The following is a 25,135-nucleotide window of genomic DNA, read 5'->3' as shown; positions in this document are numbered from 1 at the left end:
ATAGGCCGTGGGCGGGGATGAAACGACGTCGCTGGTGAGTTTTGGGCGTGGCGGGCCGATGGCCGGGCGGCGGCCTTGATCCATGTGGTCAGCCTTGCGGCCCAGGCCCTGTATCGCCGGGAACTAGACCAGATGTTCGGCCGGCGGACCGCCCATTTTCGCGACCACCTGGGCTGGCCCCTGGGCGACGAGACCCGGCCCGGCGAGCGGGACGCCGGCGATGACGATCAGGCCCTCTATCTGCTGGCCCTGGAGGCGGACGGCCTGGTGAGCGCCAGCCTGCGGGTCCGACCGACCCGGGACTGGAGCCTGCTGGCGGGGCCTGCGGCGGCTCTGGCGCCCGAGGCGCGCGACCTTGACGCCCCGGACGTGTGGGAACTGAGCCGGCTCCTGCTGCCGCCGCTGGGGCCAGGCCGCCCGGGGCGGGTGCGCCCCTTCGAGCTGCGTCTGGCGCTGCTGGAAGAGGCCTGTGATCACGGGATCCGCCGCATCGTCGGCTTGGCCGAAGGGCTGGCCGAGGCGGTCCTGATGCGCTCGGGCCTGCCGATCCGGAAGCTCGGGCCTACCCAGCCTTTCGGCCGCGCCCTGGCCTTCGCCTTCGAGATCGAGGTCGGACCACAGGCCCTGGCGGCGCTCCACGCCCGGGAAGGGGAGGCGCAGGCGCGCCGTCTTCGCCTGCCTCTCATTTCCGATCCCGGCGGCGTCTCCCCCCTGGAGATGGAGGAGATGCTGGAGGCGGCCCGGCGGCTGGAGCCGGTCCAGCTTCGCGCCCTGATCGCCGCCCTGCGTCAGGCGGGCGATGAGGAGAACTGAAGCCTTAAGCCAACGAAAAGGCCGGAACGCGCTGGCGTTCCGGCCCGATTGCCGTTCTGTCCCCAAAAACTGGAGACCGGTCAGAGGGTGCGCTTGACCTCTTCGAGGTTGAAGCACTCGATGGTGTCGCCGACCTTGATGTCCTGGAAGCCCTGGAACGCCATACCGCATTCCTGGCCGTTGGGGACCTCGTTGACCTCGTCCTTGAAGCGCTTGAGCGTCTGCAGGACGCCCAGCTCCAGCACCACCACATCCTGACGGATGATCCGGACGCGGGCGCCCTTGCGGACCACGCCTTCGGTGACGCGGCAACCGGCGACGCGGCCCACCTTGGTGATGTCGAAGGCCTGAAGGACCTCGGCGTTGCCCAGGAAGGTTTCCCGCTGGATCGGGGTGAGCATGCCCGAGAGCACGCCTTTGATGTCGTCGATCAGGTCGTAGATGATCGAATAGTAGCGGATCTCCACGCCCTCGCGCTCGGCGAGATCGCGGGCCTGTTTCGAGGCGCGGACATTGAAGCCGAGGATGGGCGAACCCGCCCCCTTGGCCAGCATGACGTCGCTTTCGCTGATCGCGCCGGCGCCCGACAGGATGATGCGCGCGCGCACCTCGTCGGTGGAGACCTTGTCCAGGGCCCCGACGATGGCTTCGGCGGAACCTTGCACGTCGGCCTTCACGATGACCGGCAGCTCGGAGACCTTCTTGTCGGCGAGCTTTGCCATCATGTCGGCCAGGGACGCGCCAGCCACCGGCGAACCGGACTTTTCGCGCTTCATCCGCTGACGATACTCGGTGATCTCCCGAGCGCGGGCCTCGTTCTCCACCACAGCCAGGGGCTCGCCGGGATCGGGCGTGCCGTCCAGGCCCAGCACCTCGACCGGAGTCGAGGGACCGGCGCTATCCAGCTGTTCGTCCCGCTCGTTGAACAGGGCGCGGACCCGGCCCCAGTTGGCGCCGGCCACGACGATGTCGCCGCGCTTGAGGCTGCCGCGCTTGACCAGAACGGTGGACACCGCGCCGCGCCCGCGATCGAGCTTGGCCTCGATGACCACACCTTCGGCGGTGCGGTTGGGATCGGCCCGCAGGTCCATGACCTCGGACTGCACCAGGATGGCCTCGAGCAGATCGTCCAGGCCGAGCTTCTCCAGGGCTGAGACCTCGACCACCTGGGTTTCGCCGCCCAGGCGTTCGACGACGATCTCGTGCTGCAGCAGCTCGTTGATCACCCGGGTCGGATCGGCGTCGGGTTTGTCGATCTTGTTGATGGCCACGATGATCGGGGCCCCGGACGCCTTGGCGTGCTGGATGGCTTCGATCGTCTGCGGCATGACGCCGTCATCGGCCGCCACCACCAGGATGACGATGTCGGTGACATTGGCGCCGCGGGCGCGCATGGCCGAGAAGGCCGCGTGGCCGGGCGTGTCCAGGAAGGTCACGCGCTGACCATCCTCCAGCCGCACCTGATAGGCGCCGATATGCTGGGTGATGCCGCCATGTTCGCCAGACGCGACGTCGGCCGAACGCAGGGCGTCCAGCAGCGAGGTCTTGCCGTGGTCGACGTGGCCCATGACCGCCACCACCGGCGAGCGCAGGGGCGCGTCGCCGTCATCGGTGTCGGCCGACAGGAAGCCGGTCTCAACGTCGGATTCCGAAACGCGCTTCACCGTATGGCCGAATTCGGTGGCCACCAGCTCGGCGGTGTCGGAGTCGATGACGTCGTTGATCTTCATCATCACGCCCTGACGCATCAGGAACTTGATGACCTCGACGCCGCGGGTGGTCATGCGGTTGGCGAGCTCGCCCACCGTGATCACGTCGGGAATGACGACCTCGCGGGCCACGCGGGCCGCTTCCTGGCCGCCGCCCTTGCGCTTTTCGCGCTCACGCTCCCGGGCCCGGCGAACCGAGGCCAGGGACCGCATGCGCTCGACCGCACCCTCATCCCCGGCCGCCAGGGCCTGGATGGTGAGACGGCCTTCGCGACGCTGGGGCGCGCCCTTGCCGCGGCTGATGGCCTTGCCTGGCGCAGCGGGCTTGCCACGGCGATCGTCGTCCTCTTCGGGGCGACGGTCGAGATTGGCGGCGCCGGGACGCGGGGCTTGGCGTGCGGCGCGCTGAACCTCAGGCGTGGCCGGCGGGGCGCCGGGCGCCACCGGACGGCCAGCCCCACGGGCCCCGTCACGGGGCGGCGCAGGACGAGGCGTCAGGGCCGAATAGCGGACCGTATCGCCGCCAGGGGCGGCCGGACGCTCGCCCCGGGGGGTGGAGCGGTCCTCGCGGGGGCGATCGGCGGCCGGGGCTTCGGTGCGCGGACCGTCCCGGTCGGGACGCGGCGCGCGCTGGTTGAAGCTGGTGGCGTCGAACCGCGGCCGCGGCGGACGATAGGTGGTGGTGCTGGCGCGGTCGTCCCGTCGCTCAGGCGAGGGGGTGTAGGACCGGGTCTGTCCGCCGCCGGCGGCGGCCGGCGGGCGGGCCGAGGCCTCGCCGCGGGGGGCCTGGACGGCGGGACGCGGACGGGATTCGGCGGCCGGCGCGGTCGGCGCAGGCGCTGCGGGCGGCTCGGCCCTGGCGACCGGGGGCGTGGGCGCAGGCGCCTGGGCGGCCGGAGCCGGAGTCGGGGCCTCAGCGACCTTGGGCGGCTCGCTCTGGGCCTCAGCGGCCTGGGCGGCCTTGGCCTGCGCGGCTTCGGCCGCCTTGGCGGCGGCGTCCCGCTCGGCGCGTTCACGCTCTTCGCGGGCCTTGGCCTGGGCGGCCAGGACGGCCTGCTCGCGGGCGCGATCGATCGCGGCCTGGCGGGCGCGGACCTCTTCGGCCGACAGGCCCGAAGTGTCGCCCGAGGCGCGGGATTGAGGACGGGAATCTGAACCGCGCCGCTCGGACGAGGACGGGCCGGCAAGATTGCTCGGCGCCGGCACGTGCGTGCGCGGACGCTTGGTCTCCACGACCACTGTCTTGGAGCGGCCATGGCTGAAGCTCTGCTTCACCGTCCCTGCGCTGACCGAGCCCGCACCGCGGGGCTTAAGGGTCAGGGGCGGGCGTCCGCCAGGGGCTCGGCCGTTGTCTTTGTCGTCGCTCATGCGCTCGCTTTACTTGCCGGCCGGATGAGCCGGCCGTCTTCTAATCGTCCAAACAGATATGACGCGCGGAACCGCAAAGTTCCGCCCGCCTCGTCACGGCTCCTCGCGCCAACTCTCTGGAAGGAGCGGGCGAAACCCCGCCAGACGCCGGACTTCCAGCGCCCAGCGATCGGCGGTACGCCCCGCAAGGAAGGCGGTGTGTATCACATTCTCCAGGCCCAAGGCCAAACCCAATTCCGCCGAGGTGAACAGGCCGAGCTGGCCAACGGGGCGTGGAGCGCGCCGCAGGGCGGCGAAAATCTTCCGGCGGCCATCGGCGGCGCCGTCGGCGGCCTCGATCAGCCAGGCGGCCTGGCCCGAGGTCAGGGCGGCCGAGACCTTCTCAAAACCTGAGATAAGCGTCCCGCTGCGCCGCGCAAGGCCAAGGCCGTCGAGAACCCGGCGGCGAAGCAGCGCCTCGACCTGGTCGGCCAGCTCCGCGGGCGCCTTGGCCTTGGTCTTGGCGGACCGGGCGAAGAGGTTCTTTCGCGCGGCGGTCTCCACTGAGGCCCGGTCGGCGGCCACCCAGACGCCGCGGCCGGGCAGCTTTCGACCCAGATCGGGCGTCACCGTCCCGTCGGGGGCGATGACGAACCGGATCAGCTCGGATTCCTCGCGGGTCTCCCCGGTGACCACGTCGCGGCGGGCGCGGGCGGCCTCCGCCAGGGTGGCCGGCCCGACCCGCGACGAGACGGCGGAATCCTGGGGCTCCGGGTCTTGCGCGTTCGGATCGGGCTCGGTCACGGGGCGCTAGTTCTCGTCCGCGTCCTCGGCCGGGGCCGGGGCGTCGGCTTCAACTTCAGCTTCACCTTCGACCTCGGCCTCGGCGGCCGCCGGGCTGGCGGCGCCGGCGCGGCCGAACACCATTTCTTCCTCGGTGAGCTCGGCGGCCAGATCCTCCAGATCGGGTTCCGGCTCTGGCGGCGCCTCGATCCAGCCCATGGCCACCCGGGCCCGGACGATCAGGGCCTCGGCGTCGGCGGGCTCCAGGCCGAAGCTCTCGAGGATGCCGTTCTCGCGCACCCGCTCGCCATTGCGGTTCTCGTACCAGCCGCGCAGGTCGTCGGGCGTCAGGTCGGCGAGATCCTCGACGGTCTTCACCTCGCCCTCGCCCAGGGCCACGGCGATGGGCAGGGTGACGCCGGTGATCTCCAGCAGGCCGTCCTCCACGCCCAGCGCCTTGCGCTTGGCGTCGTATTCGGCGGCTTCGCGGTCCAGGAAGTCCCGGGCGCGGGCCTGAATCTCTTCGGCGGTGTCCTCGTCGAAACCCTCGATGGAGGCCACCTCGGCGGTCTCCACATAGGCCACGTCCTCGACGGTGGCGAAGCCCTCGGTGACCAGCAGCTGGGCGATGACCTCGTCCACGTCCAGGGCTTCCTGGAACAGGGCGGTGCGCTCGGCGAACTCGCGCTGGCGGCGCTCGCTCTCCTGGCTTTCGGTCATGATGTCGATCTGCCAGCCGGTCAGCTGGCTGGCCAGGCGGACGTTCTGGCCGCGGCGGCCGATGGCCAGCGACAGCTGCTCGTCGGGCACCACCACCTCGACGCGCTCGTCCTCCTCGTCCAGCACCACCTTGGACACTTCGGCCGGCGCGAGCGCATTGACGATGAAGGTGGGCTCGTCCGGGCTCCACTGGATGATGTCGATCTTCTCGCCCTGCAGCTCGGCGACCACGGCCTGGACCCGGCTGCCGCGCATGCCGACGCAGGCGCCGACGGGATCGATGGAGCTGTCGTTGGAGACCACGGCCATCTTGGCGCGGCTGCCCGGATCGCGGGCCACGGCGCGAATCTCGATCACCCCGTCATAGACCTCGGGCACTTCCTGGGCGAACAGCTTGGCCATGAAGCCGCCGTGCGCCCGGGAGAGCAGGATCTGCGGGCCCTTGGCCTCGCGGCGGACGTCATAGATGTAGCAGCGGACCCGGTCGCCGATATTGAAGTTCTCGCGAGGGATCGACTGGTCCCGGCGCATGATGCCTTCGCCGCGGCCCAGATCGACGACCACATTGCCGTACTCGACCCGCTTGACCGCGCCGCTGATGATCTCGCCGACCCGGTCCTTGAACTCTTCGTACTGGCGCTCGCGCTCGGCCTCACGGACCTTGCCGGTCACCACCTGGCGAGCCATCTGGGTCTGCACCCGGCCAAACTCGAAGGGCGGCAGGATTTCTTCGAAGACCTGGCCCACATAGGCCTTAGGATCGTTGCGCTTGGCCTCGGCCAGCCGCATCACCCCGGGAGGCGCCTCTTCGCCGGCTTCCTCATCCCAGGCGGCGTCATCGGCGACCACGGTCACAACGCGCTTGATCAGGGTCTCGCCGGTCTTCGGGTCGATATTGACCCGGATATCGTGCTCGGCCCCGTAGCGGGCCCGCGCGCCCTTCTGGATCGCCTCTTCGATCGCCTCGATGACGATTTCTTTGTCGATCGACTTTTCGCGGGCCACCGCCTCGGCGATCTGCAGAAGCTCCAGCCGGTTGGCGGAGATGCCGGTCAGGCTCATGGGTTCAATCCTCTTGGTGGGATGCAGGGTCGGAGGCCAGGCGCTGGGCGCGTTGTTCGGCTCCCCGTTTCATCAGTTCGTCGCTGAGGACCAGCTTGGCCTCGACGATCCAGTCGAAGGGGACAAGGACGGTCTCTTCCTCGCCGTCCAGGTCCATGCAGACCTGGCCTTCGTCGGTGCCGGCCAGCACGCCGCGGAAGCGCTTGCGTCCCTCGGCCATGCGGTCCAGCTCGAGCTTGGCCTCGTGGCCCTCATAGACGTCGAAGTCCTTGAGGCGGGTCAGCGGCCGGTCGATGCCGGGCGAAGAGACTTCCAGCACATATTCGCCCGAGACCGGGTCGGCGGCGTCCATGATCTCGGAGATCGCCCGCGACAGCACCGCGCAGTCCTCGACATTCATGACCCCCTCAGGGGTTTCGGCCATGATCTGCAGCCGCCGCTGTTCGGCGCCGCCCATCAGCCGCAGGCGCACGATCTCATAGCCCGCCGCCTCGGCCACGGGGTCGAGCAGCTCCAGCAGTCTCAGGTCCTCTGCGGTCTTGCCGCGCATCACTCCAGCCGTCCTCAGGCAAAGAAAAAAGCGGCTGGGCCGGAGCCCGCCGCTCGAAAGCGCTATCCAGCGCTATCGGACGATGTTGCGGCAAATATAGGCTTATGGGAGCGGCTTGTCATCCTCCCTGTGTCGCGGGGCGGCTGGGGAATGCGCCGTCGGCGGATCGCCTGTCCCACCCAGCCTGGCGCCTGGACCGCGAGGATCGACAGAACGCCGTGCGGCCCGGGCGCCAAACCCGTTTCCCCCGCGGGGTTTTGGCCCTATGGAGCAGGCTCTCCTCCCCGAGACAGATCATAAGAGTCATTTCGAACATGGACCTTTCCAAGATCGCCATCGGCGTGAACCCGCCCTACGACGTGAACGCCATCATCGAGATCCCGCAGGGCGGCGAGCCGGTGAAGTACGAGCTCGACAAGGAGTCGGGCGCGCTCATGGTCGACCGGTTCCTACACACCGCCATGTTCTATCCGGGCAATTACGGCTTCATTCCCCACACCCTGTCCGAAGACGGCGATCCGATGGACGTGATGGTGGTGGGGCCCACGCCTGTGGTGCCGGGTGCGATCATCCGCTGCCGCCCCGTGGGCACCCTGATGATGGTCGACGAGGCCGGCGCCGATGAAAAGGTCCTGGCCGTGCCGGTGGACCAGCTGCACCCCTTCTATACGGGCGTCGAATCCTGGCGCGGCCTGCCGACCATCCTGACCGAGCAGATCGCCCACTTCTTCAAACACTATAAGGACCTGGAGAAGGGCAAGAGCGTCGACATCGTCCGCTGGGCCGATCCCGACGAGACCGCGGCCCTGATCCGCGCCGGCATCGAGCGGGCGCAGAACGCCAAGAAGTAGGCGGCGAGCTCCAGGCGAATATCGGGCGGTCAGCGTGCTGGCCGCCCTTTTTCGTGGGTGCGCCCAAGACTTGGAATTCAGGTCCGGACGAAGTCCAGAAAGACCGGGGCGCAGTCGCCCAGGCGCTTTTCCTCATAGCGGGTGGTGATGTGGTCGGCCGGCGGCGTCCGCCAGTCATCGGCCCGGGCGGCGGGCCAGTCGAAGCGCGGGCTGGCCAGGAAGCGCTCCAGGGTCCAGTCGGCATAGTCGGCCCAGTCGGTGGCGAAGCGTAAGGTCGCCCCGGGCTTCAGCAGCCGGGCCAGGTCTTCGATCAGCTCGGCCTGAACCAGGCGGCGCTTGTTGTGCCGGGCCTTGGGCCAGGGATCGGGAAACAGGATGAAGACCCGGTCCAGGCAGGCCGCGGGCAGGCGGGCCATCAGGTCGCGGACATCGCCATCATGCAGGCGCACATTGGACAGGCCCTGCTCGTCCATATGCCGCAGGGCCGAGGCTACGCCGTTCTGGAAAGGCTCTGCCCCGAGGATCAGGGTGTCCCGCGCCCGCGCGGCCTGGGCGGCCATGTGCTCGCCGCCGCCGAAGCCGATCTCCAGCCAGACCTCATCGGCCTCCGGCTTCAGCGCCCGAGGATCGAAGGGCTCGGTCGGGCAGCGCACCTCCGGCAGCAGGCTGTCCATCAGGGCGGCCTGGCGGGGCTTGATCGGGCGCGACTTGATACGCCCGAAGGAGCGCATCGGGGGGTGGGGATCTGACGTCATGAGAGCAAAGCCATAGCCCGGCGCGCGACCCCTGTCGCGGGGCGGCGCGCCGGGCTCGAGGGCTTTAGGCCAGGCTCTTCAGCTGGTCGATCAGGTCGGTCTTCTCCCAGGAGAAGCCGCCGTCGGCGTCGGGCGCGCGGCCGAAATGGCCATAGGCCGCGGTGCGGGCGTAGATCGGCCGGTTGAGGCCCAGGTGCTCGCGGATCGCCCGCGGCGTGGCGCCGCCGATCAGCTGGGGCAGGACCGCTTCCAGCTTGGCCGGGTCCACCGAAGACTCCCCGTGCAGGTCCACATAGAAGGACAGGGGCTGAGCCACGCCGATGGCGTAGCTGATCTGGATGGTGCAGCGGCGGGCCAGGCCCGCGGCGACCACATTCTTGGCCAGGTAGCGGCAGGCATAGGCCGCCGAACGATCCACCTTGGTGGGATCCTTACCCGAGAAGGCGCCGCCGCCGTGCGGGGCTGCGCCGCCATAGGTGTCGACGATGATCTTGCGGCCGGTGAGGCCGGCGTCGCCATCGGGGCCGCCGATCTCGAACTTGCCGGTGGGGTTGACCAGCCACTGGGTCTTGCGGGTGATCAGGCCGTCCGGGATCACGCCTTCCACATAGGGCTTGATCAGCTCCTGCACCCGCTTGGGCGTGGCGCTGTGCGAGCCGATCTTCTTCTTGTGCTGGGTGGAGACGACGATCTTCAGCACTTCGACGGGCTTGCCGTCCTCGTAGCGCAGGGTCACCTGGCTCTTGGCGTCGGGCTCCAGCACCGGGCACTCGCCTGAATGGCGGACCTCGGCCAGGCGACGCAGGATGTTGTGCGAGTACTGCAGGGCCGCCGGCATCAGCTCGGGCGTCTCGTCGCAGGCATAGCCGAACATGATGCCCTGGTCGCCCGCGCCCTCGTCCTTCTTGTCGCTGGCGTCGACGCCCTGGGCGATGTGTTCGGACTGGGGATGCAGATAGCAGGCGAACTTGGCCTTCTCCCAGTGGAAGCCCTTCTGTTCGTAGCCGATGTCCTTGACCGCCTGCCGGACCTTGGGCTCCAGGCTTTTGACGATCTCCTTGGTCATGGCCTTGTTTTCGGCCTTGGACGCGCCGGGGCGCCCGGCGCGGACTTCGCCGGCGAGCACGATGCGGTTGGTGGTCACCAGGGTCTCGCAGGCGACGCGGGCCTGGGGCTCGGCGGCGATGAAGGCGTCGACCACCGTGTCGGAAATCCGATCGGCGACCTTGTCGGGATGGCCTTCAGAGACGCTTTCGCTGGTGAAGATGTAGGAGGAACGGCTCAAAATCAGGGCTCCGGTCAGGCGACGGCGGCCGCGCGCGCGGCGGGCCGGCAACTTGCGGCAAACCCTATAAAGAAATCCTTATATCCCGCAAGCGGCGCGGTCAGACTTCTTCCAGGGCGTCCAGCTCGGCGTCCTCGAGTTCGGACTCCTCGGCCATGGTGCGGACCAGGTCCAGGAGCCGCCGCCGCACCCTCGCCCGACGGACCCGGGGAAACAGGGTGGCCAGCTCCATCCCTTCCGGCGTCAGCAGGAAGTCATGCACGGTGTCACGGCCATCGCCATCGACGCCGGCTGCGGCGGGGTCGCCCAGGCCTTCGTAGAAATAGGCCACGGAGGTCTTGAGCGCCCGGGCCATCTCCCAGAGCTTGGAGGCGCTGACGCGGTTGGCCGCCCGCTCATACTTCTGCACCTGCTGGAAGGTCAGGCCGATGGATTCGGCCAGGCGTTCCTGGCTGACCCCCAACTCCTTGCGTCGCAGGCGGATGCGCAGTCCCACATGGCGGTCGACCGGATTGGGGGCGCGATCCAGTTCGAGGTCCTTTGTCATGGCCATTCCTTAACCGAACTGCGCATCACTCGCAAAACCAGCCTTATGCCTCAGGCCGATATCGGCGCTGGCGGAGCCAGAAAGCTCCAGCTGTCGCCGCTGAAACGAGCAGCATGATGGCGAAAGGCAGATTTCCCAGGCGGGAGAACAGGGTCGGGCCGTCCGGCGGGGGCAGGGGGGCGTCGATCACGCCGCGCCGACCCTGGCTCATCCAGGCGCCGGCCTGCAGGCGACCACGGGCGTCGATCACCCCCGACACGCCGGTCGGGGTGGAGCGCACCATGGGCAGGCCCTCCTCGATGGCGCGGTAGCTTGCGAGGTTCAGATGCTGCCAGGGGCCGCTGGTCGCCCCGAACCAGGCGTCGTTGGAGATATTGAGGATCCATTCGGCGCGAATCCCGCCGCGGGCCGCCCCTTGGCCAGTGAATCGCGGGAAGAGGGCCTCGTAGCAGATCAGCGGCTGCACCGGCGGCAGGCCAGGCAAGGCGAGCGGCTGGGGCGGGGGTCCGGCGGTGAAGTCTGCAGGCATGTTCACCAGGCTGCGCAGGCCAAGGCCGGTCATGATCTCGCCCAGGGGCAGATACTCGCCAAAAGGCACAAGCCGGTGCTTGTCATAGATCCCCGCCACCTCAAGCCCCGGGGTTTCCAGCCGCCGGAAGGCCACCAGGGTGTTGAAGTAGTCCAGCGCCCCATCCTCGCCCAAGCCCACCCGGTTGGCGCCCAGCATGAGCACCTGTCCAGGCGCGAAGGCCTCGGCCAGGGCGATGGGATAGGGCTGACCCGGCGCAAGCAGGTCGTCGATGACGGCGGGCAGGGCGCCCTCGGGCCAGATGACCACGTCGGGCCGGCGCGGGGCGGGCTGGCGGCTCAGGCGGATATAGTCCTCGAAGATGAGGTCGAGATTTTCTGGCCGCCACTTTTCCTTCTGATCCACATCGGCCTGGACGATCCGGACCATCGGCGCGGCCTTCCTCGGGGTCGGCGCGGTGGCCAGGCGCCAGGCGCCGCCCCCATAGAGGCCCGCCAGCACGGCGACGGCGAGGCCGCCCACGGCCATGGCCTGGCGCCGCGGCAGGCCCGGCAGGGCGGCCGGACTGGCGGCCAGGGCCAGGGTGATCCAGGTCAGGCCATAGGCGCCCACCAGGGCGGCGGCCTGGGACGGCGCCCCGCCGGCGCGCCAGGCTTCCCCGGGCAGGTTCCAGGGAAAGCCGGTGAAGATGTGTCCGCGGATGAACTCCGCCAGAGCCAGGGCGCCGGCGAAGACCAGCACTCGCGCCGGACCCTGGGGCCGGATCAGCCTGTAGAGCCAGAGCCCCGCCCCCCAGAAAAGGGCCAGGCCCCCGGCCAGCAGGACCAGGGCGAAGGGCGCCATCCAGCCATGGGCGGCGGCGTCCACCAGGAAGGCTTCGGTCACCCACCAGACGCTGAGGGCGAAATAGCCCAGCCCCGCCAGCCAGCCCCGAAAGAAGGCCGAGGCCAGCGGACGGCCAGGCGCGGCCTGATCGCCCAGGCGCAGAAGCAGCGCAAAGCCCAGCAGACCCGGCAGGATCCCGAACGGCGGATGGGCGAGCGCGGCGGCCAGCCCTGCGCCCAAGGCCAGGACCGCCCGCCCCAGCGCATGGCTTTCCAGGCCTAGATAATGTTCAGCCAGGCGCGACAAGCGAACTCAGCCGCCGTCCGGGGTCGCGGGTGCGGCGGTTGAGGGTGCGGCCGGGGTGGCGGGGGTCGGACGCAGACGCACCCGCTTTACGCGCCTGGGGTCGGCGTCCATCACCTGCAATTCGAAGCCGGCGGGATGCTCGATCAGTTCGCCCCGCTGCGGCACGCGGCCCGCCAGGGCGGTGACCAGGCCGCCGACAGTGTCGATCTCTTCTTCCAGATCCGGCGGCGCCAGGGCCTGACCCACGGCGGCCTCGAGCTCTTCCAGGGGGGCCCGGGCGTCGGCTTCGAACACGCCTCCGGGCCGGGCGATGATCGACTTGGCCTGGGCCACATCGTGTTCGTCGTCGATGTCGCCGACCACGGCTTCGATCAGGTCTTCCAGGGTCACCAGACCGTCGGTGCCGCCGAACTCGTCGATGACCAGGGCCATGTGGGTGCGGGCGGCCTGCATCTGCAGCAGCAGGTCGGCGGCGCGCATGGAGGCCGGCACATAGAGGGCGTCGCGGCGGACCCGGTGCAGAAAGGCGTCCTCGGCCTTGGGACCGGCGCCATTGGCCGACAGCAGGCGGAAGACATCCTTGACGTGCACCACGCCCACGGGGTCGTCCAGGGTCTCCCGGTAGATCGGCATCCGGGAGTGTTCGGCGTCGATGAAGCGATCAACCACCTCGCCAAAGGGGGTGGTGAGTTCGACGGCGACGATGTCGGCGCGCGGCGTCATCACATCGTCGACCCGCAGGGACTGGAAGGCCTCGGCCTGTCGCACCATGCGGTTTTCCGGTTCGGCGGGACTGTCGCTCTGCTGCGGGGCGCTCCCCTGGCGGCCGAACCGTTTCAGAATGGCCCGAAACCCGCTCCCCTGTCGGGGGGGATCGGGCTCGGGCGGACTTCGATCTTCCGAACTAGTCATGGTCTCCCTGTTCGGCCGCATAGGGATCTGGAACGCCCAGGCCGGCGAGAATTCGCCGTTCCAGGCCCTCCATATCGGCGGCCTCGTCCTCGTTCATATGGTCATAGCCTACAAGATGCAGGACCCCGTGCGCCACCAGGTGCTGCAAATGGTCGGCCAGAGACTTGTTCTGCTGCTCAGCTTCCTGCGCGCAAACCCCGTAGGCCAGGGCCAGATCGCCCAGAAAACCCTCAGGATTCTGAGCCGCGGGGAAGGACAGCACATTGGTCGGCCCGGTCTTGCGGCGATATTCGGCGTTCAGATCGGCGACGGCCTCGTCGTCGGTGAGCAGCACGGCCACCAGCCCTGAGTCGACGCCTGCATCCTTCGGCCGCGCGTCCGCGCCGTCCAGGGCGGCGAGCGCCGCGGCTCGAACCAGGATGACGGCGTCCGGCAGGGCCTCAGCCCAGGCGTCGTCCTCAATCTCGATATCGATCAATCGGGGCGTCCGTTCATGGCGGCGTCGGCCTCATAGGCCCGCACGATCCGCTCGACCAGGGGATGGCGCACCACGTCCTCGGCGGCGAAGCGGGCGACACCCACCCCTTCGACCCCGTCCAGCAGGGCGACCGCATGGGCGAGGCCTGAATCACGGATGTTGACCAGGTCCACCTGGCTGGGGTCGCCGGTGACCGCCATGCGGGCGCCTTCGCCCAGACGGGTCAGCACCATCTTCATCTGCAGCCGCGTGGCGTTCTGCGCCTCATCGACGATGACAAAGGCGTGGGACAGGGTGCGGCCGCGCATGAAGGCGATGGGGGCCAGCTCGATCTCGCCCTTTTCCCGACGGCGGCGGAACTGATCGACGCCCATGATGTCGGTGAGCGCCTCCCAGACCGGCGCCATATAGGGATCGACCTTTTCCGACAGGTCGCCGGGCAGGAAGCCGAGACGCTCGCCGGCCTCGACGGCCGGGCGGCTGACGATCAGCCGGTCCACCTCGCCGCGCAGCAGCAGGCCCGCCCCATGGGCGACGGCCAGGAAGGTCTTGCCCGTGCCGGCCGGACCGAGGCCGAACACCAGGGGGTGATCGGCGAGCGCCTTCAGATAGCGGGCCTGGGCCGGGGTCTTGGGCGCCACCTGGCCGCGGCGGCCGACCGGCAGCCCGCCGGGCGCGGCGCCGGAGCCGATGCGGGCTTGGCCGATGGCCACGCGGACGTCGGCCTCGTTGATCTCCAGTCCTTGGTCGGCGCGGCTGGCCAGCGACTGGATGGCGCGCTTGGCCATGCCGCGGGACTTGGAGTCGCCGCTCAGCTGCACGCCGCCGCCGGGCGTCTCCACCAGGACCCCGAAGGCGTCCTCGATCAGGGCGGCGTGGCGGCTGTTGGTTCCGCTGACCGCGCGGGCGGCCGCGTCGGTCAGGACGATGAATTCCGGGGCGCGGCTCAAAGGGGCTCCAGGGCGGGCGCGGGTTGCGGCTGTCCAGCCATAACGCCCGAAAGGCTGTTCTTGCTCGCGCCCTCGATGCGCACCGGCGCGATCTGGCCGATCAGTGAGGCGTCGGCGACCGCGTGGACGCCCTGCAGATAGGGGCTGCGGCCCACCAGCTGGCCCTCATGCCTGCCGAGACGTTCGAACAGCACGGGCAGGGTGGCGCCCACCTGGGCGGCGTTGAAGGCGACCTGCTGCTCGTCCAGCAGGGCCTGCAGCCTCGCCAGGCGCTCGGCCATGACCTCTTCGGGAACCTGGCCGGGCAGGGCCGAGGCCGGCGTGCCGGGGCGGCGGGAGTATTTGAATGAAAACGCGCTGGCGTGGCCCATCTGGCGCACCAGGGAAAGCGTCGCCTCGAAGTCGGCATCACGCTCGCCGGGGAAGCCGACGATATAGTCCGAGGAGATGGCGATGTCGGGCCGCGCAGCGCGGATCTTCTCGATCAGCCGCAGATAGGTCTCCACCGTGTGGCCGCGGTTCATGGCCTTGAGGATGCGGTCCGAGCCCGACTGTACCGGCAGATGCAGGAAGGGCATCAGGGCCTCAAGCTCGCCGTGGGCGGCGATCAGCTCATCATCCATGTCCCGGGGATGGCTGGTGGTGTAGCGGATCCGGTCCAGGCCAGGGATCTTGGCCAGCGCGCGGGCCAGCCCCGCCAGGCCGCCGCCGGCGTCCGGATCGCGATAGGCGTTGACGTTCTGGCCGAGCAGGGTGACCTCGCGCACGCCCTGACGGGCCAGGCTTTCGGCCTCGGCCAGGATGGCGGCCGCCGGCCGCGACCATTCGGCGCCGCGGGTATAGGGCACCACGCAGAAGGTGCAGAACTTGTCGCAGCCCTCCTGCACGGTGAGGAAGGCGGTGACGCCGGTGGGATTGCGTTCGGCCGGCAGGGCGTCGAACTTGTCCTCAGCCGCGAAGTCGGCCGACAGGCGCTCGCCCCGGGCCCTGTGGGTGCGGGCGATCAGCTCAGGCAGCTGATGATAGGCCTGGGGTCCGACCACCAGGTCGACCGCCGGTTGGCGGCGCATGATCTCCTCGCCCTCGGCCTGGGCGACGCAGCCGGCCACGGCGATGGTCATGCCCGCCCCGGCCTCCTGGCGCGCCAGCTTCATCAGGCGGATCTGGCCGAGCTCGGAATAGACCTTTTCGGTGGCCTTTTCGCGGATATGGCAGGTGTTCAGCACCACCAGGTCCGCATCCTCCGGCGTGTCGGTCATGCCATAGCCCAGCGGCGCCAGCACATCGGCCATGCGCTCGCTGTCATAGACATTCATCTGACAGCCATAGGTCTTGATGAAGAGGCGCTTTTCCGGCGCGGGTCTGGACATGCTGGCCTTATGGGGTCGCAGGGCGAGGGGTTCAAGCGGTTCGCGCCTCGAGCGAACCTTCGCAGGACCCCCAAGGCCGACGCGCCTAGTCCTCCAGCGGCACGCCGTAGAGCTCCAGCCGGTGGTCCACCAGCCGGTAGCCGAGCTTGCGGGCGATGGCCTCCTGCAGGGCCTCGATCTCGGGATCGACGAACTCCACCACCTTGCCGGTCTTCATATCGATGAGGTGGTCATGGTGGTGGTCGGTGGCCTCCTCGTACCGGGAGCGGCCGTCGCGGAAGTCGTGCCGGGCGATGATGCCAGCCTCCTCGAACAGGCGCACCGTGCGATAGACCGTGGCGATGGAGATGTGCGGATCGACCTGGTGGGCCCGGCGATAGAGCTCCTCCACATCGGGGTGATCGTCAGCCGCCGACAGCACACGGGCGATCACCCGGCGTTGCTCGGTCATGCGCATCCCTTTTTCGATGCAGAGATTTTCGATCCGATCCACGCCGGTCCTCCTCGTCGCTGAACCTAGAGAATAGGTTTAAGGGCGCTCGCTGTTAAGATCGAGCCTCATCAACAAGGCGTCGATCTGTCGGCCGCCCCGGTCGTAATAGTTCCGCCGAAGGCCGACCTGGACGAAGCCTGTGGCGCCATAGAGGGCGATGGCCCCGGGATTGTCCTCGCCCACCTCCAGCACCAGGCTTTGTGCGCCGCCCTGGCGGGCGAGACCCGCAGCCGCGGTCACCAGGGCCGAGCCGACTCCGCGCCGCCGCGCGGCCGGCGCCACGGCCAGGGTCAGGATCTCGGCCTCGTCGAACAGGATGCGCGACATGACCATGCCGAGCGGCGCCTCGTCCTGCGCCATCACCGCATAGGCGCCGGCGCCGCCGATCAGGGCTGAGATATCCTGGGCGCTCCAGGGCTTGTCGAAGGCCTGGGCGTGCAGGGCCGCCAGGGTCTGGGCGGCCTCGGGGCCTGCGGGGCTGAGCCTCATGCCATGTCCGGTCCCGGCGCGCCGCCGGGCAGCCGGGCGTCGGGCGCCCGCAGATAGAGGGGCCGCGGCGGGGACGGGTTGGTCTGGGCCGCCGCCAGCCGGGCCACGGCGGCCGGGTCACAGGCCGGGGCGGACACCAGGCGCGCGCCCGGCATCAGGTCGGCCAGCAGCGCCGCGCCGCTTCCCGCCAGTACCGCCTGCCGCCCCCCTGAGAGTTCGGCCACCCGGGCCGCGGCGGTGGCCACATCCAGGGCGTCGGGCGCCATCAGAGCCCGGCCGCCGGCGAAGGCCTGGAGATAGACCTGACCCCGCCGCGCATCGATGAGGGCGAAGACCAGGTCGTCCCCCAGGGGTTCGGCCAGGGCCGCCAGGGTCCCGACCCCCACCACGGGCCGACCAAGCGCCGCCCCCAGGCCCTTGGCGAAGGCCAGACCCACCCGCAGGCCGGTGAACGAGCCGGGACCGATGGTCACGCCGATCCGGTTAAGTTCCGCAAAGGCCAGACTGGCCTGCGCCATCACCTCGGCGGTGAGGGGGGCGATCGCCTCCTGGTGGCCACGGCCCATGGGGTGGCTGGCCTGGGCGCGCACGACCCCGTGCTCGAGCACGGCGACCGAGCAGGCGTCCAGGCAGGTGTCGAGGCCAAGAGTGATCATGGGCCGGCGCTATCAGGAGCTGGCGGAATTGCAAAGCCCATGGGGGGAACGGGGCCTGCGGCCCAGGTGTTGGCTCGTCGTGATATCCAAGGAGCGCTCATGGAAACCCTCGAGTCCAATACCGCCGCCGTCAGTCTCCGGGTCAGGGACGCAAGGTTCGTCGCCAAGGTGAAGGTCACCCCCGCTGGTCTGCTGGCTATCGGCGGCTTGGTGTCAGGAATCCTCCTGTCAACCTCGGTCCTGGTATGGACGGCCACCAACGTCGCGCGTCGCCGCCCGCTGACCGCGGCGCTCCTGGCGAAAGGCTGAGGCGACCCTAGAGGGTCTGCTCGACCCGGGTGACCTCGGGCACATAGTGCTTGAGCATGTTCTCCACCCCGGACTTCAGGGTCGCGGTGGACGACGGACAGCCGGCGCAGGCGCCCTTCATGTGCAGCCAGACGACGCCGGTGTCGGCCTCGAAACGGGAAAACACGATGTCGCCGCCGTCCTGGGCCACGGCCGGACGGATACGGCTGTCCAGCAGCTCCTTGATCTCGGTGACGATCTGGGCGACCTCGCCCTCATAGACCTCTTCCACATCGCCGCCCTGGGCGGCCGCCTCGCCGGTGAACAGGGGCCGGCCGGAGGTGAAGTGGTCCATGATGGCCGCCAGGATCGGCGCCTTCAGGTGCGGCCAGGCCGAATGGGGGTCCTTGCCCACGGTGACGAAGTCGGGGCCGAAGAACACCCGTTGCACGCCCTCGATATCGAACAGGTCTGCAGCCAGAGGCGAGGCCTGGGCGGCGTCCATGTCACGGAAGTCATGGCTCCCCTCGCCGGCCACGTCGCGGCCGGGCAGGAACTTGAGGACCTCAGGGTTCGGCGTGGTTTCGGTCTGGATGAACATGGCTCAGATGTGGCCTCTGCGGGGCTGTGACGCAAGACCCCTGGCGCAGCTCAGGTATGGGGCGCGACCGCCCCTGTTTCATTGTCCGTCACCCGCGGGCTTGACCCGAGGGTCCATGCTCACCGGCCGGCCGAGGTGTTCATGGATGGTCGGATCAAGTCCGACCATGACGGGAAAGAGTGACGAGGGAGACGGAAAGCTCTCCCTCAGGCCAGGTCGGCGATCTCTTCGTCGGTGAGTTCGCCGGGCACCACGGTGACCGGCAGGTTGCGACCGCCCCAGCGGATGCCCTCCTTGGCGATGGAGGACACCAGGGGGCCGGGGCCTCGGCCATGGGGCGCCGCGCCCAGGACCAGGATCTTGATGTCGGGGTCCTCGGCGATGACGCTGCGCAGGGCCTGGCGGGCGCTCTCGGCGTTGACGATGATGAATTCCGGCGCCGCCCCGGTCTCGGCGATGACGAACTCGGCCATCTTCTGCAGGAAGGCCTCGGCCTCGGCGCGCGCCTGCCGCTCGATCTCCTCGCGGACGCCGGACCAGTGCTCAAAGACCGCCGGCTCGATGACCCGCAGCATGGCCAGGTGGCCGCCGGTGGAGCGGGCGCGCCGGCAGGCGAACCGCAGGGCGGTCTGGAACTCCGGCGTGTCGTCGGCGATGACGAGGAACTTGCGCTGACTCATGGGCCGACGTTGGCCCGGCGGCGGGTTTTGGGCAAGGGGGCCAAAGGCCGGGGCCTCAGGCGCCCCAGAAACCGACCTTGGCCCGCACCTCTGCGAGGGTTGGGGCGGCCGCCGCCCGCGCCCGCTCGGCGCCCTTGGCCAGGACCGCGTCGATCTGGGCCGGATCAGCCATGAGCCGGCGCATCTCCGTCCCCACAGGCCCAAGCCTCGCCACCGCCAGGTCGGCCAGCTTCGGCTTGAAGGCGCCAAAGCCCTGGCCGGCGAACTCGGTCAGCACCTCGGCGGCGGTCCGGCCGTCCAGCGCCGCATAGATGCCCAGCAGGTTCTCCGCCTCGGGCCGCCCCTTCAGCTCCTCCAGGGTTTCCGGAAGGGGCTCGGGATCGGTCTTGGCCTTGCGCACCTTCTGGGCGATGGCGTCCTCGTCATCGAGCAGGTTCAGCCGTGAATTATCCGACGGATCGGACTTGGACATCTTCGCCGTGCCGTCGCGCAGGGACATGATCCGCGAGCCGGGTCCCTGGGTCAGGGCCTCGGGCAGGGGGAAGAAGCCTTCGGCGCCGAAGTCGTGGTTGAACTTGGCCGCGATGTCGCGGGTCAGCTCCAGGTGCTGGCGCTGATCGTCGCCCACCGGCACGTGGGTCGCCTTGTAGAGCAGGATGTCGGCGGCCTGCAGCACCGGATAGGTATAGAGGCCGACGCTGGAGCGCTCCTTGTGCTTGCCCGACTTCTCCTTGAACTGGGTCATCCGGTCGAGCCAGCCGACCCGGGCCACGCAGTTGAAGATCCAGCCAAGCTCCGCATGGGCCGGCACGGCCGACTGCGGGAAGATGGTCGCCTTGTCCGGATCGAGGCCCGAGGCCAGATAGGCCGCGGTGATCTCCCGCACCTGGTTCGCCAGCAGGGCCGGATCCTGCCAGACGGTGATGGCGTGCAGGTCGGCCACGAAGATGAAGGTGTCCATCTCGTGCTGCAGGCGGGCGAACTTTACGAGCGCGCCGAGATAGTTGCCCAGATGCAGGGCGCCGGAGGGCTGGACGCCGGAGAGCACGCGCTGAGGGCCGCTATAGGCGGGGGGGACTTGATCGGTCATGGGATCGGCTTCGACTTCGAGCGGAGTTTGAAGGCACGCGCCGAGCGGCGCGCAGAGGCTTGCGCCCCCTAGCAGGGGGCGTTCAGGACGCGCGGCGCCATCGCCAGGAGTTCCGAGCCGGAAAAGCCATGCCGATGCGCATAGTCGGGCCAAGGGCCGGTGGCAAGCCTGGAAGCCGCGCGTCGCCCCGGGCGTCCTGCTCCAGCCTGCGCGCCCCCTCTTCCGTCACCGTCGGGCTTGACCCGAGGGTCTATGTACACCTTGGTTCGGTCGGTGTTCATGGATGGTCGGGTCAAGCCCGACCATGGCGGAGATAAGTCTGAGAGGCCAGGGCAATGGGGAGAGGGACCGTGACGCCCTACCCCAGGTCCACGGGCGCGGCCGGGGTCCCATTGCGGCGGGTCATGGCGGCCCGCAGCTCGGCGCGGGTCACGCCGCCGAAGACCAGGACCAGGACGCCGTAGAGGGCCATGCCCGCCACCGACAGGACCACGACCCCGATCTCCTTGGCGCCCAGGAGCGGCAGGTCAAGGGCTGCGATCGGCGCCTCGAAGGCCGCGCGATTGAAGGCGGCGAAGGCCAGAAGGCCGCCCATGACCAGGCTGGCCAGGCTGACGCGGATGATCTTGGAGATGACCGCCGGAGAGGGGCGGTAGTCCCCCCGCCGCCAGAGCGCCACCAGCATCTGGATGACGGCGATCCAGGCCGCCAGGCTGGTGGCCATGGCGATGCCCGGCACGCCGACCACGAAGAACAGGGCCACCCCGGCGACGATGTTCACCGCCACCGAGATCAGGGCGAAGCGCATCGGCGTGCGGGTGTCCTCCCGGGCGAAGAAGGCCGGTTGCAGAATGCGCTGCAGAACGAAGGCCGGCGTGCCCCAGCCATAGTGGAACAGGAGCGCGCCGGCGGCGGCCGCGTCGGCGAAGACAAAGGCGCCGCGGGTGAACAGGCCATCGATCAGATAGACCGGCATGGCCATCAGGGCGGCGGCGGCAGGCAGGCTGAGCGCCAGGCCGAAGACCAGGCCCTGGTCCATCACCAGCTTGGCGTCGGCGGCGTCCCCCCGGCGCAGGGACTGGGACAGGCGCGGCAGAAGCGCGATGCCGATGGCCACCCCCACCAGGCTCATGGGCAGCTGGTAGAGGCGGTCGGCCACGTTCAGCCAGACCCGGGCGCCCGAAACCTGGGAGGCCAGGATGCCGGAGACGAAGATGTTGATCTGGGTGGCGCTGTTGGCGATGGCCGCCGGCACGGCGCGTCGCATCAGGTCCTTCATGTCCGGGGTCAGGCGGGGGCGGACCAGCCGCACCCGGGCGCCAGCCCGGCGGGCGGCCCAGATGACCAGGGCGGCCTGACCGACGCCGGCCACGCCGACCCCGATGGAGGCGGCGTAGGCCGCGGTGATGGAGTCCCGCTGGGGCCAGACCACCGCCAGCATGACCACGTTCAGCACGGTGGGATAGAAGCCCGAGACGATGAAGCGCCCATGGGCGTTCAGCACGCCGGAGAACAGGGCCGCAATCGCCATGCAGGGCAGGTAGGGCATGGTGATCTGGGTCAGGATCACCGCCAGCCGGAACTTGTCGGGCTCGTCCACATAGCCGGGATTGATGACGTACATCAGCCACGGCATGGCCGCCTGGGCCGCCAGGGTGAAGACCACCGTCACCACCGCCAGGCCCGCGGCGGCGTCGGCGGCGTACTGGTTGGCCACGGCCTCCCCCTCGCCTTCCAGCCGCTTGGCGTAGCCGGGCACGAAGGCGGCGGCGAAGGCGCCCTCGGCGAAGATCCGCCGGAACAGATTGGGGAAGGCCAGCGCCGTATAATAGGCGTCGGCGGCGATGGTCTGGCTGGCCCCAAGCTTCGCCGTCACCACCACGTCGCGCACCAGGCCCAGCACCCGGCTGAACAGGGTGAGCGCCGAAAAGATCATCGACGAGCGCAGCATCCCGTTGCGGCGCGGCGGCGCGCCGGCCGGGGGCGGGGGGGTCACGACGGGCTCGGGCGGTGTGCTCACCGGCCGCCTCTGGGGCCTGGATGCGGCGCGGTCAAGACGCCGAGTCCGCCGGTGTGTTCACACACAGCCAGCGGCTGCGATGGAAGTTGGCGATATTGTCCACCCAGCCGCCCACCTTGGGGTTCACCAGGGCCTTGTTGACCACGAACAGCACCGGGATCAGGGCGTCCTCCGCCAGCATCAGGGCCTCGGCCCGGGCGAGGATGGCGGCGCGGGCGGCCAGGTCCGGCTCGGCGGCGGCCTCAGCCAACAGGGCGTCATAGGCGGGGTTGGCGTAGTCCCCATAGTTCTGCGCCCCGGTCTGCGAATCCAGCAGCTCCAGGAAGGTGAGCGGATCGTTGTAGTCGGCGTACCAGCTCATGGCGCCGATCTCGAAGTCCCGCATCCGATAGGCGGCAAACGCGATCTGGCCTTCATTCTGCGCCAGGGCGACCTTGACGCCGATCGCCTGCCAGTCGGCCTGGATGGCCTGCATCATCAAGGTGGTATCGGGCGTATTGCCGGTCTTGATCTCGAGCTCCAGGGGTCTACCCGGGCCATAGCCGGCCTGGCGTAGCAGGTCCCGGGCCAGGGCCTGCCGGTCCTCGAAGCTAAGGCCTGCGAAACTGGCCTGCGGCCCGGTCTCCACATAGTTGGCCGTGCCCGGCGGCACGAAGGCGTAGGCCGGGACCTGGCCGGCGCGCAGCAGCTTGTCGGTGATGAAGTCCCGGTCGATCGCCGCCGACAGGGCCTTGCGCACCCGGGGATCACGGAAGGCGGCCACGGTGCGGGTGTTGAACGACAGGTAGGTGGTGGCCAGCGAGATGTGGGTCCGGGCGTAGCCGGGCATGGTCTCATTGATCTTCGAGAGCCGGTTGGACTGGAAGCCGGTGTTGATGTCCAGCTCGCCGGCCGCCACCCGCCGCTCTGCGGTCACCGCATCGGGGGTGGGATAATAGCGGATGGTGTCGACGCAGACCTCGTCCGCATCCCAGAAGCGGGGGTTCTTCTTGACCTCGATATATTCGCCGAGCCGCCAGGAGACGAGCTGATAGGGGCCGCTGCTGACATAGTTTCCAGGCTGGACCCACTGGTCGCCCAGGCGCTCGACCACGTGGCGGGGGACGGGGAAGTAGGACAGGTGCTTCAGCAGTTCCGGCAGGTAGGGCGCCGGGCGTTCCAGGGTCAGCTCCAGGGTGCGGAGATCGATGGCCCGGGCGCCCAGGGCCTCCGGGGCGGCCTCGCCGGCGTTCACCGCGGCGCCATTCTTCAGCAGGAAGACGAGGTAGGCGTAGATCGAGGCGGTCTCGGGCTTCAGGATCCGGCGATAGGCGTAGACGAAGTCGTCGGCCGTGATCGGCGTCCCGTCCGACCACTTCGCCTCGCGCAGATGGAAGGTCCAGACCAGGCCGTCCGGGGTGGTTTCCCATCGCTCGGCCAGCGCCGGGATCGGGGTTCCGTCCGGGGCGTCGGTGGTCAGGCCGATATTGAGGTCGCCGATCACCTGAAACTCGTCCACCAGATTGCTCTGCTGAGGATCGAGCGTGGCCGGCTCGGTGTTGTTGCCGAACTCCAGGCAGGTTTCCCCGGTAGCGCAGGGCGGGCGGCTCGGCCCCTCCTGGCAGGCGGCGAGCGCCAGGGTGGCGAGCAGGGGCGCGATCAGGCGCGGCAGGGACAAGGGCGAGCACTCCGGAGCATCAGACCTGATAAGCGCACGGGCGGCTCGGCCGTGTCGAGAGCCGCAGGCGCTTTGCGTCCTTCGAGGCTCGCCTGCGCTCGCACCTCAGAATGAGGGAGGCGGGTGATGCGTCCCATTCCGACCTCATCCTGAGGCGCCCTGCGACAGCAGGGCCTCGAAGGACGAGGGCGGTCGCACAACCCCTCTCCCGTCATGGTCGGGCTTGACCCGACCATCCATGAACACAGGGCTAGCCTCAGTGTGCATGGACCCTCGGATCAAGTCCGAGGGTGACGGGGGATGAGCGGTTCGCGCCCTAGACTGGGCTGAACACCGGGACGGGCGGCCCGTTCTCGGTCTCCTGGAACTTCACCTTCACCTTCTGGCCGATGGCGAGCTGGTCGAAGTCGCAGTCGACGAAGTTGGTCAGGACGGCGGGGCCTTCGTTTAGGGTCACATAGCCGATGGCGTAGGGGCCGGTCGGCGAACGGCGCATGACCGAATAGGTGTAGATCACCCCTTCGCCAGGGCTCTCCTCCCAGACCGTGTCGTCGGAGAAGCAGATCGGGCACAGGCCGCGGGGGTACCAGTGGGCCTTGCCGCAGCCGTTGCAGCGCTTGATCAGGAAGCGGCCTTCGGCGGCCGCGTCCCAGAACGGCTTGGACTCGATGGTCACCGGGGGAGCCGGGATCTTGCGCGCCTGCGCCTCAGGGGCGGTTTTGGTGTCGCTCATAGGACCTACTCCCGTTCCATGATGAGGGTGGCCGCGCCGTGGCGGGTGCCCAGCGAGCCGCCGGTGCCGTGGGCGATGGCCAGGTCGCAATTGGGGACCTGGACCTTCGGATGGGCTTCGCCGCGCAGCTGACGGACCGCCTCGATCACCTTGGTGATGCCGCCGCGGTTGGTGGGGTGGTTGTTGCAGAGCCCGCCGCCGTCGGTGTTGAAGGGTAGCTTGCCGACACCGGAGATCAGGTTGCCGTCGGCGACGAACTTGCCGCCCTCGCCCTTCGCGCAGAAGCCCAGGTCTTCCAGCTGCATCAGCACGGTGATGGTGAAGCTGTCATAGATCGAGGCGTACTTCATGTCGGACGGCTTCACGCCGGCCTCTTCGAAGGCGATGGGGCCAGACCACAGGGCGCCCGAATGGGTCAGGTCCAGGTCGTGGCCGCCCATGGGGCCCTTGGGGCTCTCGCCGGCGCCGATGATCTTCACCTTGGGCCGGTTCAGGCTTCTGGCGATTTCGGGGCTGGTGACGATCAACGCGCCGCCGCCGTCGGTGACGACGCAGCAGTCGAGCCGGTGCAGGGGGTCGGAAATCATCGGCGAGTTCAGCACGTCCTCGACCGTGACTACGTCGCGCAGGAAGGCG

The 25,135-nt window shown here is 69.3% G+C and carries 24 protein-coding genes and 1 pseudogene; 3 read left to right on the top strand and 22 right to left on the bottom strand.

Features of this window, described 5'->3' with window-relative positions; translation table 11 throughout:
* The first annotated feature begins 84 nt into the window (after positions 1 to 84).
* Complete coding sequence (locus Q8N19_RS16710) at positions 85 to 813, top strand: acyl-homoserine-lactone synthase (RefSeq protein ID WP_305592675.1); 729 nt, start codon at positions 85 to 87, stop codon at positions 811 to 813.
* An 80-nt stretch (positions 814 to 893) separates the two neighbouring features.
* Here the strand turns inward: Q8N19_RS16710 and infB are convergent, their stop codons facing one another.
* The 4 genes from infB to rimP all read right to left on the bottom strand — a co-directional run bounded on the left by infB (position 894) and on the right by rimP (position 6,984).
* Positions 894 to 3,890, bottom strand: coding sequence for a translation initiation factor IF-2 (gene infB / locus Q8N19_RS16705; protein ID WP_305592649.1), 2,997 nt, complete (start codon positions 3,888 to 3,890; stop codon positions 894 to 896).
* 93 nt (positions 3,891 to 3,983) lie between these two features.
* Positions 3,984 to 4,595 carry an RNA-binding protein gene (locus Q8N19_RS16700; protein WP_305592673.1) on the bottom strand — a complete coding sequence of 204 codons (612 nt, stop codon included), beginning with the start codon at positions 4,593 to 4,595 and terminating at the stop codon, positions 3,984 to 3,986.
* Between the two features lie 84 nt (positions 4,596 to 4,679).
* Complete coding sequence (gene nusA, locus Q8N19_RS16695) at positions 4,680 to 6,434, bottom strand: transcription termination factor NusA (protein ID WP_305592646.1); 1,755 nt, start codon at positions 6,432 to 6,434, stop codon at positions 4,680 to 4,682.
* A 4-nt stretch (positions 6,435 to 6,438) separates the two neighbouring features.
* Positions 6,439 to 6,984, bottom strand: a complete 546-nt coding sequence (gene rimP / locus Q8N19_RS16690) for a ribosome maturation factor RimP (RefSeq protein WP_305592645.1) — start codon at positions 6,982 to 6,984, stop codon at positions 6,439 to 6,441.
* A gap of 314 nt (positions 6,985 to 7,298) precedes the next feature.
* Between rimP and ppa the strand changes: the two genes are divergently transcribed.
* Positions 7,299 to 7,835, top strand: coding sequence for an inorganic diphosphatase (ppa, locus tag Q8N19_RS16685; RefSeq protein ID WP_305592643.1), 537 nt, complete (start codon positions 7,299 to 7,301; stop codon positions 7,833 to 7,835).
* Between the two features lie 77 nt (positions 7,836 to 7,912).
* Here ppa and trmB read toward each other — a convergent pair whose 3' ends face one another.
* The 11 genes from trmB to tsaB form a co-directional block, all read right to left on the bottom strand.
* On the bottom strand, positions 7,913 to 8,590 hold the full coding sequence (gene trmB, locus Q8N19_RS16680) for a tRNA (guanosine(46)-N7)-methyltransferase TrmB (RefSeq protein WP_305592641.1): 678 nt from the start codon (positions 8,588 to 8,590) through the stop codon (positions 7,913 to 7,915).
* 64 nt (positions 8,591 to 8,654) lie between these two features.
* Positions 8,655 to 9,875 carry a methionine adenosyltransferase gene (gene metK, locus Q8N19_RS16675; protein ID WP_305592639.1) on the bottom strand — a complete coding sequence of 407 codons (1,221 nt, stop codon included), beginning with the start codon at positions 9,873 to 9,875 and terminating at the stop codon, positions 8,655 to 8,657.
* 100 nt (positions 9,876 to 9,975) lie between these two features.
* Positions 9,976 to 10,422 (bottom strand): helix-turn-helix domain-containing protein, encoded by a 447-nt coding sequence (locus tag Q8N19_RS16670; protein ID WP_305592637.1) that lies wholly within the window; start codon positions 10,420 to 10,422, stop codon positions 9,976 to 9,978.
* Between the two features lie 43 nt (positions 10,423 to 10,465).
* The gene (gene lnt, locus Q8N19_RS16665) at positions 10,466 to 12,073 is read right to left on the bottom strand and encodes an apolipoprotein N-acyltransferase (protein ID WP_305592671.1); all 1,608 of its coding nucleotides are present in this window, start codon (positions 12,071 to 12,073) and stop codon (positions 10,466 to 10,468) included.
* Between the two features lie 15 nt (positions 12,074 to 12,088).
* Positions 12,089 to 12,994, bottom strand: coding sequence for a hemolysin family protein (locus tag Q8N19_RS16660; RefSeq protein ID WP_305592635.1), 906 nt, complete (start codon positions 12,992 to 12,994; stop codon positions 12,089 to 12,091).
* On the bottom strand, positions 12,987 to 13,472 hold the full coding sequence (gene ybeY, locus Q8N19_RS16655) for an rRNA maturation RNase YbeY (RefSeq protein ID WP_305592633.1): 486 nt from the start codon (positions 13,470 to 13,472) through the stop codon (positions 12,987 to 12,989). Before ybeY ends, Q8N19_RS16660 begins: the two co-directional genes overlap by 8 nt.
* The gene (locus tag Q8N19_RS16650; protein WP_305592631.1) at positions 13,469 to 14,422 is read right to left on the bottom strand and encodes a PhoH family protein; all 954 of its coding nucleotides are present in this window, start codon (positions 14,420 to 14,422) and stop codon (positions 13,469 to 13,471) included. Before Q8N19_RS16650 ends, ybeY begins: the two co-directional genes overlap by 4 nt.
* Positions 14,419 to 15,792, bottom strand: coding sequence for a tRNA (N6-isopentenyl adenosine(37)-C2)-methylthiotransferase MiaB (gene miaB / locus Q8N19_RS16645; protein WP_305592628.1), 1,374 nt, complete (start codon positions 15,790 to 15,792; stop codon positions 14,419 to 14,421). Before miaB ends, Q8N19_RS16650 begins: the two co-directional genes overlap by 4 nt.
* A gap of 85 nt (positions 15,793 to 15,877) precedes the next feature.
* Complete coding sequence (locus tag Q8N19_RS16640) at positions 15,878 to 16,285, bottom strand: Fur family transcriptional regulator (protein WP_305592626.1); 408 nt, start codon at positions 16,283 to 16,285, stop codon at positions 15,878 to 15,880.
* A gap of 36 nt (positions 16,286 to 16,321) precedes the next feature.
* Positions 16,322 to 16,774, bottom strand: a complete 453-nt coding sequence (gene rimI / locus Q8N19_RS16635; RefSeq protein WP_305592624.1) for a ribosomal protein S18-alanine N-acetyltransferase — start codon at positions 16,772 to 16,774, stop codon at positions 16,322 to 16,324.
* Entirely contained in the window at positions 16,771 to 17,430 is a 660-nt protein-coding gene (gene tsaB / locus Q8N19_RS16630; protein ID WP_371133887.1) for a tRNA (adenosine(37)-N6)-threonylcarbamoyltransferase complex dimerization subunit type 1 TsaB, read from the bottom strand. The genes rimI and tsaB overlap by 4 nt, the downstream gene beginning before the upstream one ends.
* A gap of 99 nt (positions 17,431 to 17,529) precedes the next feature.
* Between tsaB and Q8N19_RS16625 the strand changes: the two genes are divergently transcribed.
* On the top strand, positions 17,530 to 17,739 hold the full coding sequence (locus Q8N19_RS16625) for a hypothetical protein (protein ID WP_305592622.1): 210 nt from the start codon (positions 17,530 to 17,532) through the stop codon (positions 17,737 to 17,739).
* 7 nt (positions 17,740 to 17,746) lie between these two features.
* Here the strand turns inward: Q8N19_RS16625 and Q8N19_RS16620 are convergent, their stop codons facing one another.
* From Q8N19_RS16620 to Q8N19_RS16590, 7 genes and pseudogenes are all read right to left on the bottom strand, one after another.
* Positions 17,747 to 18,319, bottom strand: coding sequence for a NifU family protein (locus tag Q8N19_RS16620; protein WP_305592620.1), 573 nt, complete (start codon positions 18,317 to 18,319; stop codon positions 17,747 to 17,749).
* A gap of 206 nt (positions 18,320 to 18,525) precedes the next feature.
* Entirely contained in the window at positions 18,526 to 18,999 is a 474-nt protein-coding gene (locus tag Q8N19_RS16615) for a universal stress protein (RefSeq protein WP_293318629.1), read from the bottom strand.
* A 55-nt stretch (positions 19,000 to 19,054) separates the two neighbouring features.
* Positions 19,055 to 20,089 carry a tryptophan--tRNA ligase gene (trpS, locus tag Q8N19_RS16610; RefSeq protein WP_305592618.1) on the bottom strand — a complete coding sequence of 345 codons (1,035 nt, stop codon included), beginning with the start codon at positions 20,087 to 20,089 and terminating at the stop codon, positions 19,055 to 19,057.
* Between the two features lie 358 nt (positions 20,090 to 20,447).
* Entirely contained in the window at positions 20,448 to 22,109 is a 1,662-nt protein-coding gene (gene murJ / locus Q8N19_RS16605) for a murein biosynthesis integral membrane protein MurJ (RefSeq protein ID WP_371133886.1), read from the bottom strand.
* A gap of 31 nt (positions 22,110 to 22,140) precedes the next feature.
* Positions 22,141 to 23,766, bottom strand: a complete 1,626-nt coding sequence (locus Q8N19_RS16600) for a peptide ABC transporter substrate-binding protein (RefSeq protein ID WP_305592616.1) — start codon at positions 23,764 to 23,766, stop codon at positions 22,141 to 22,143.
* A 316-nt stretch (positions 23,767 to 24,082) separates the two neighbouring features.
* On the bottom strand, positions 24,083 to 24,499 hold the full coding sequence (locus Q8N19_RS16595) for a Zn-ribbon domain-containing OB-fold protein (protein WP_305592614.1): 417 nt from the start codon (positions 24,497 to 24,499) through the stop codon (positions 24,083 to 24,085).
* Between the two features lie 5 nt (positions 24,500 to 24,504).
* Positions 24,505 to 25,135 (bottom strand): annotated as a pseudogene (locus Q8N19_RS16590) (thiolase domain-containing protein); the annotation flags it as partial.

It is taken from the genome of Phenylobacterium sp., assembly GCF_030693405.1.
Classification (GTDB): domain Bacteria; phylum Pseudomonadota; class Alphaproteobacteria; order Caulobacterales; family Caulobacteraceae; genus Phenylobacterium.
This window is presented reverse-complemented; position numbering and strand designations above follow the sequence as displayed.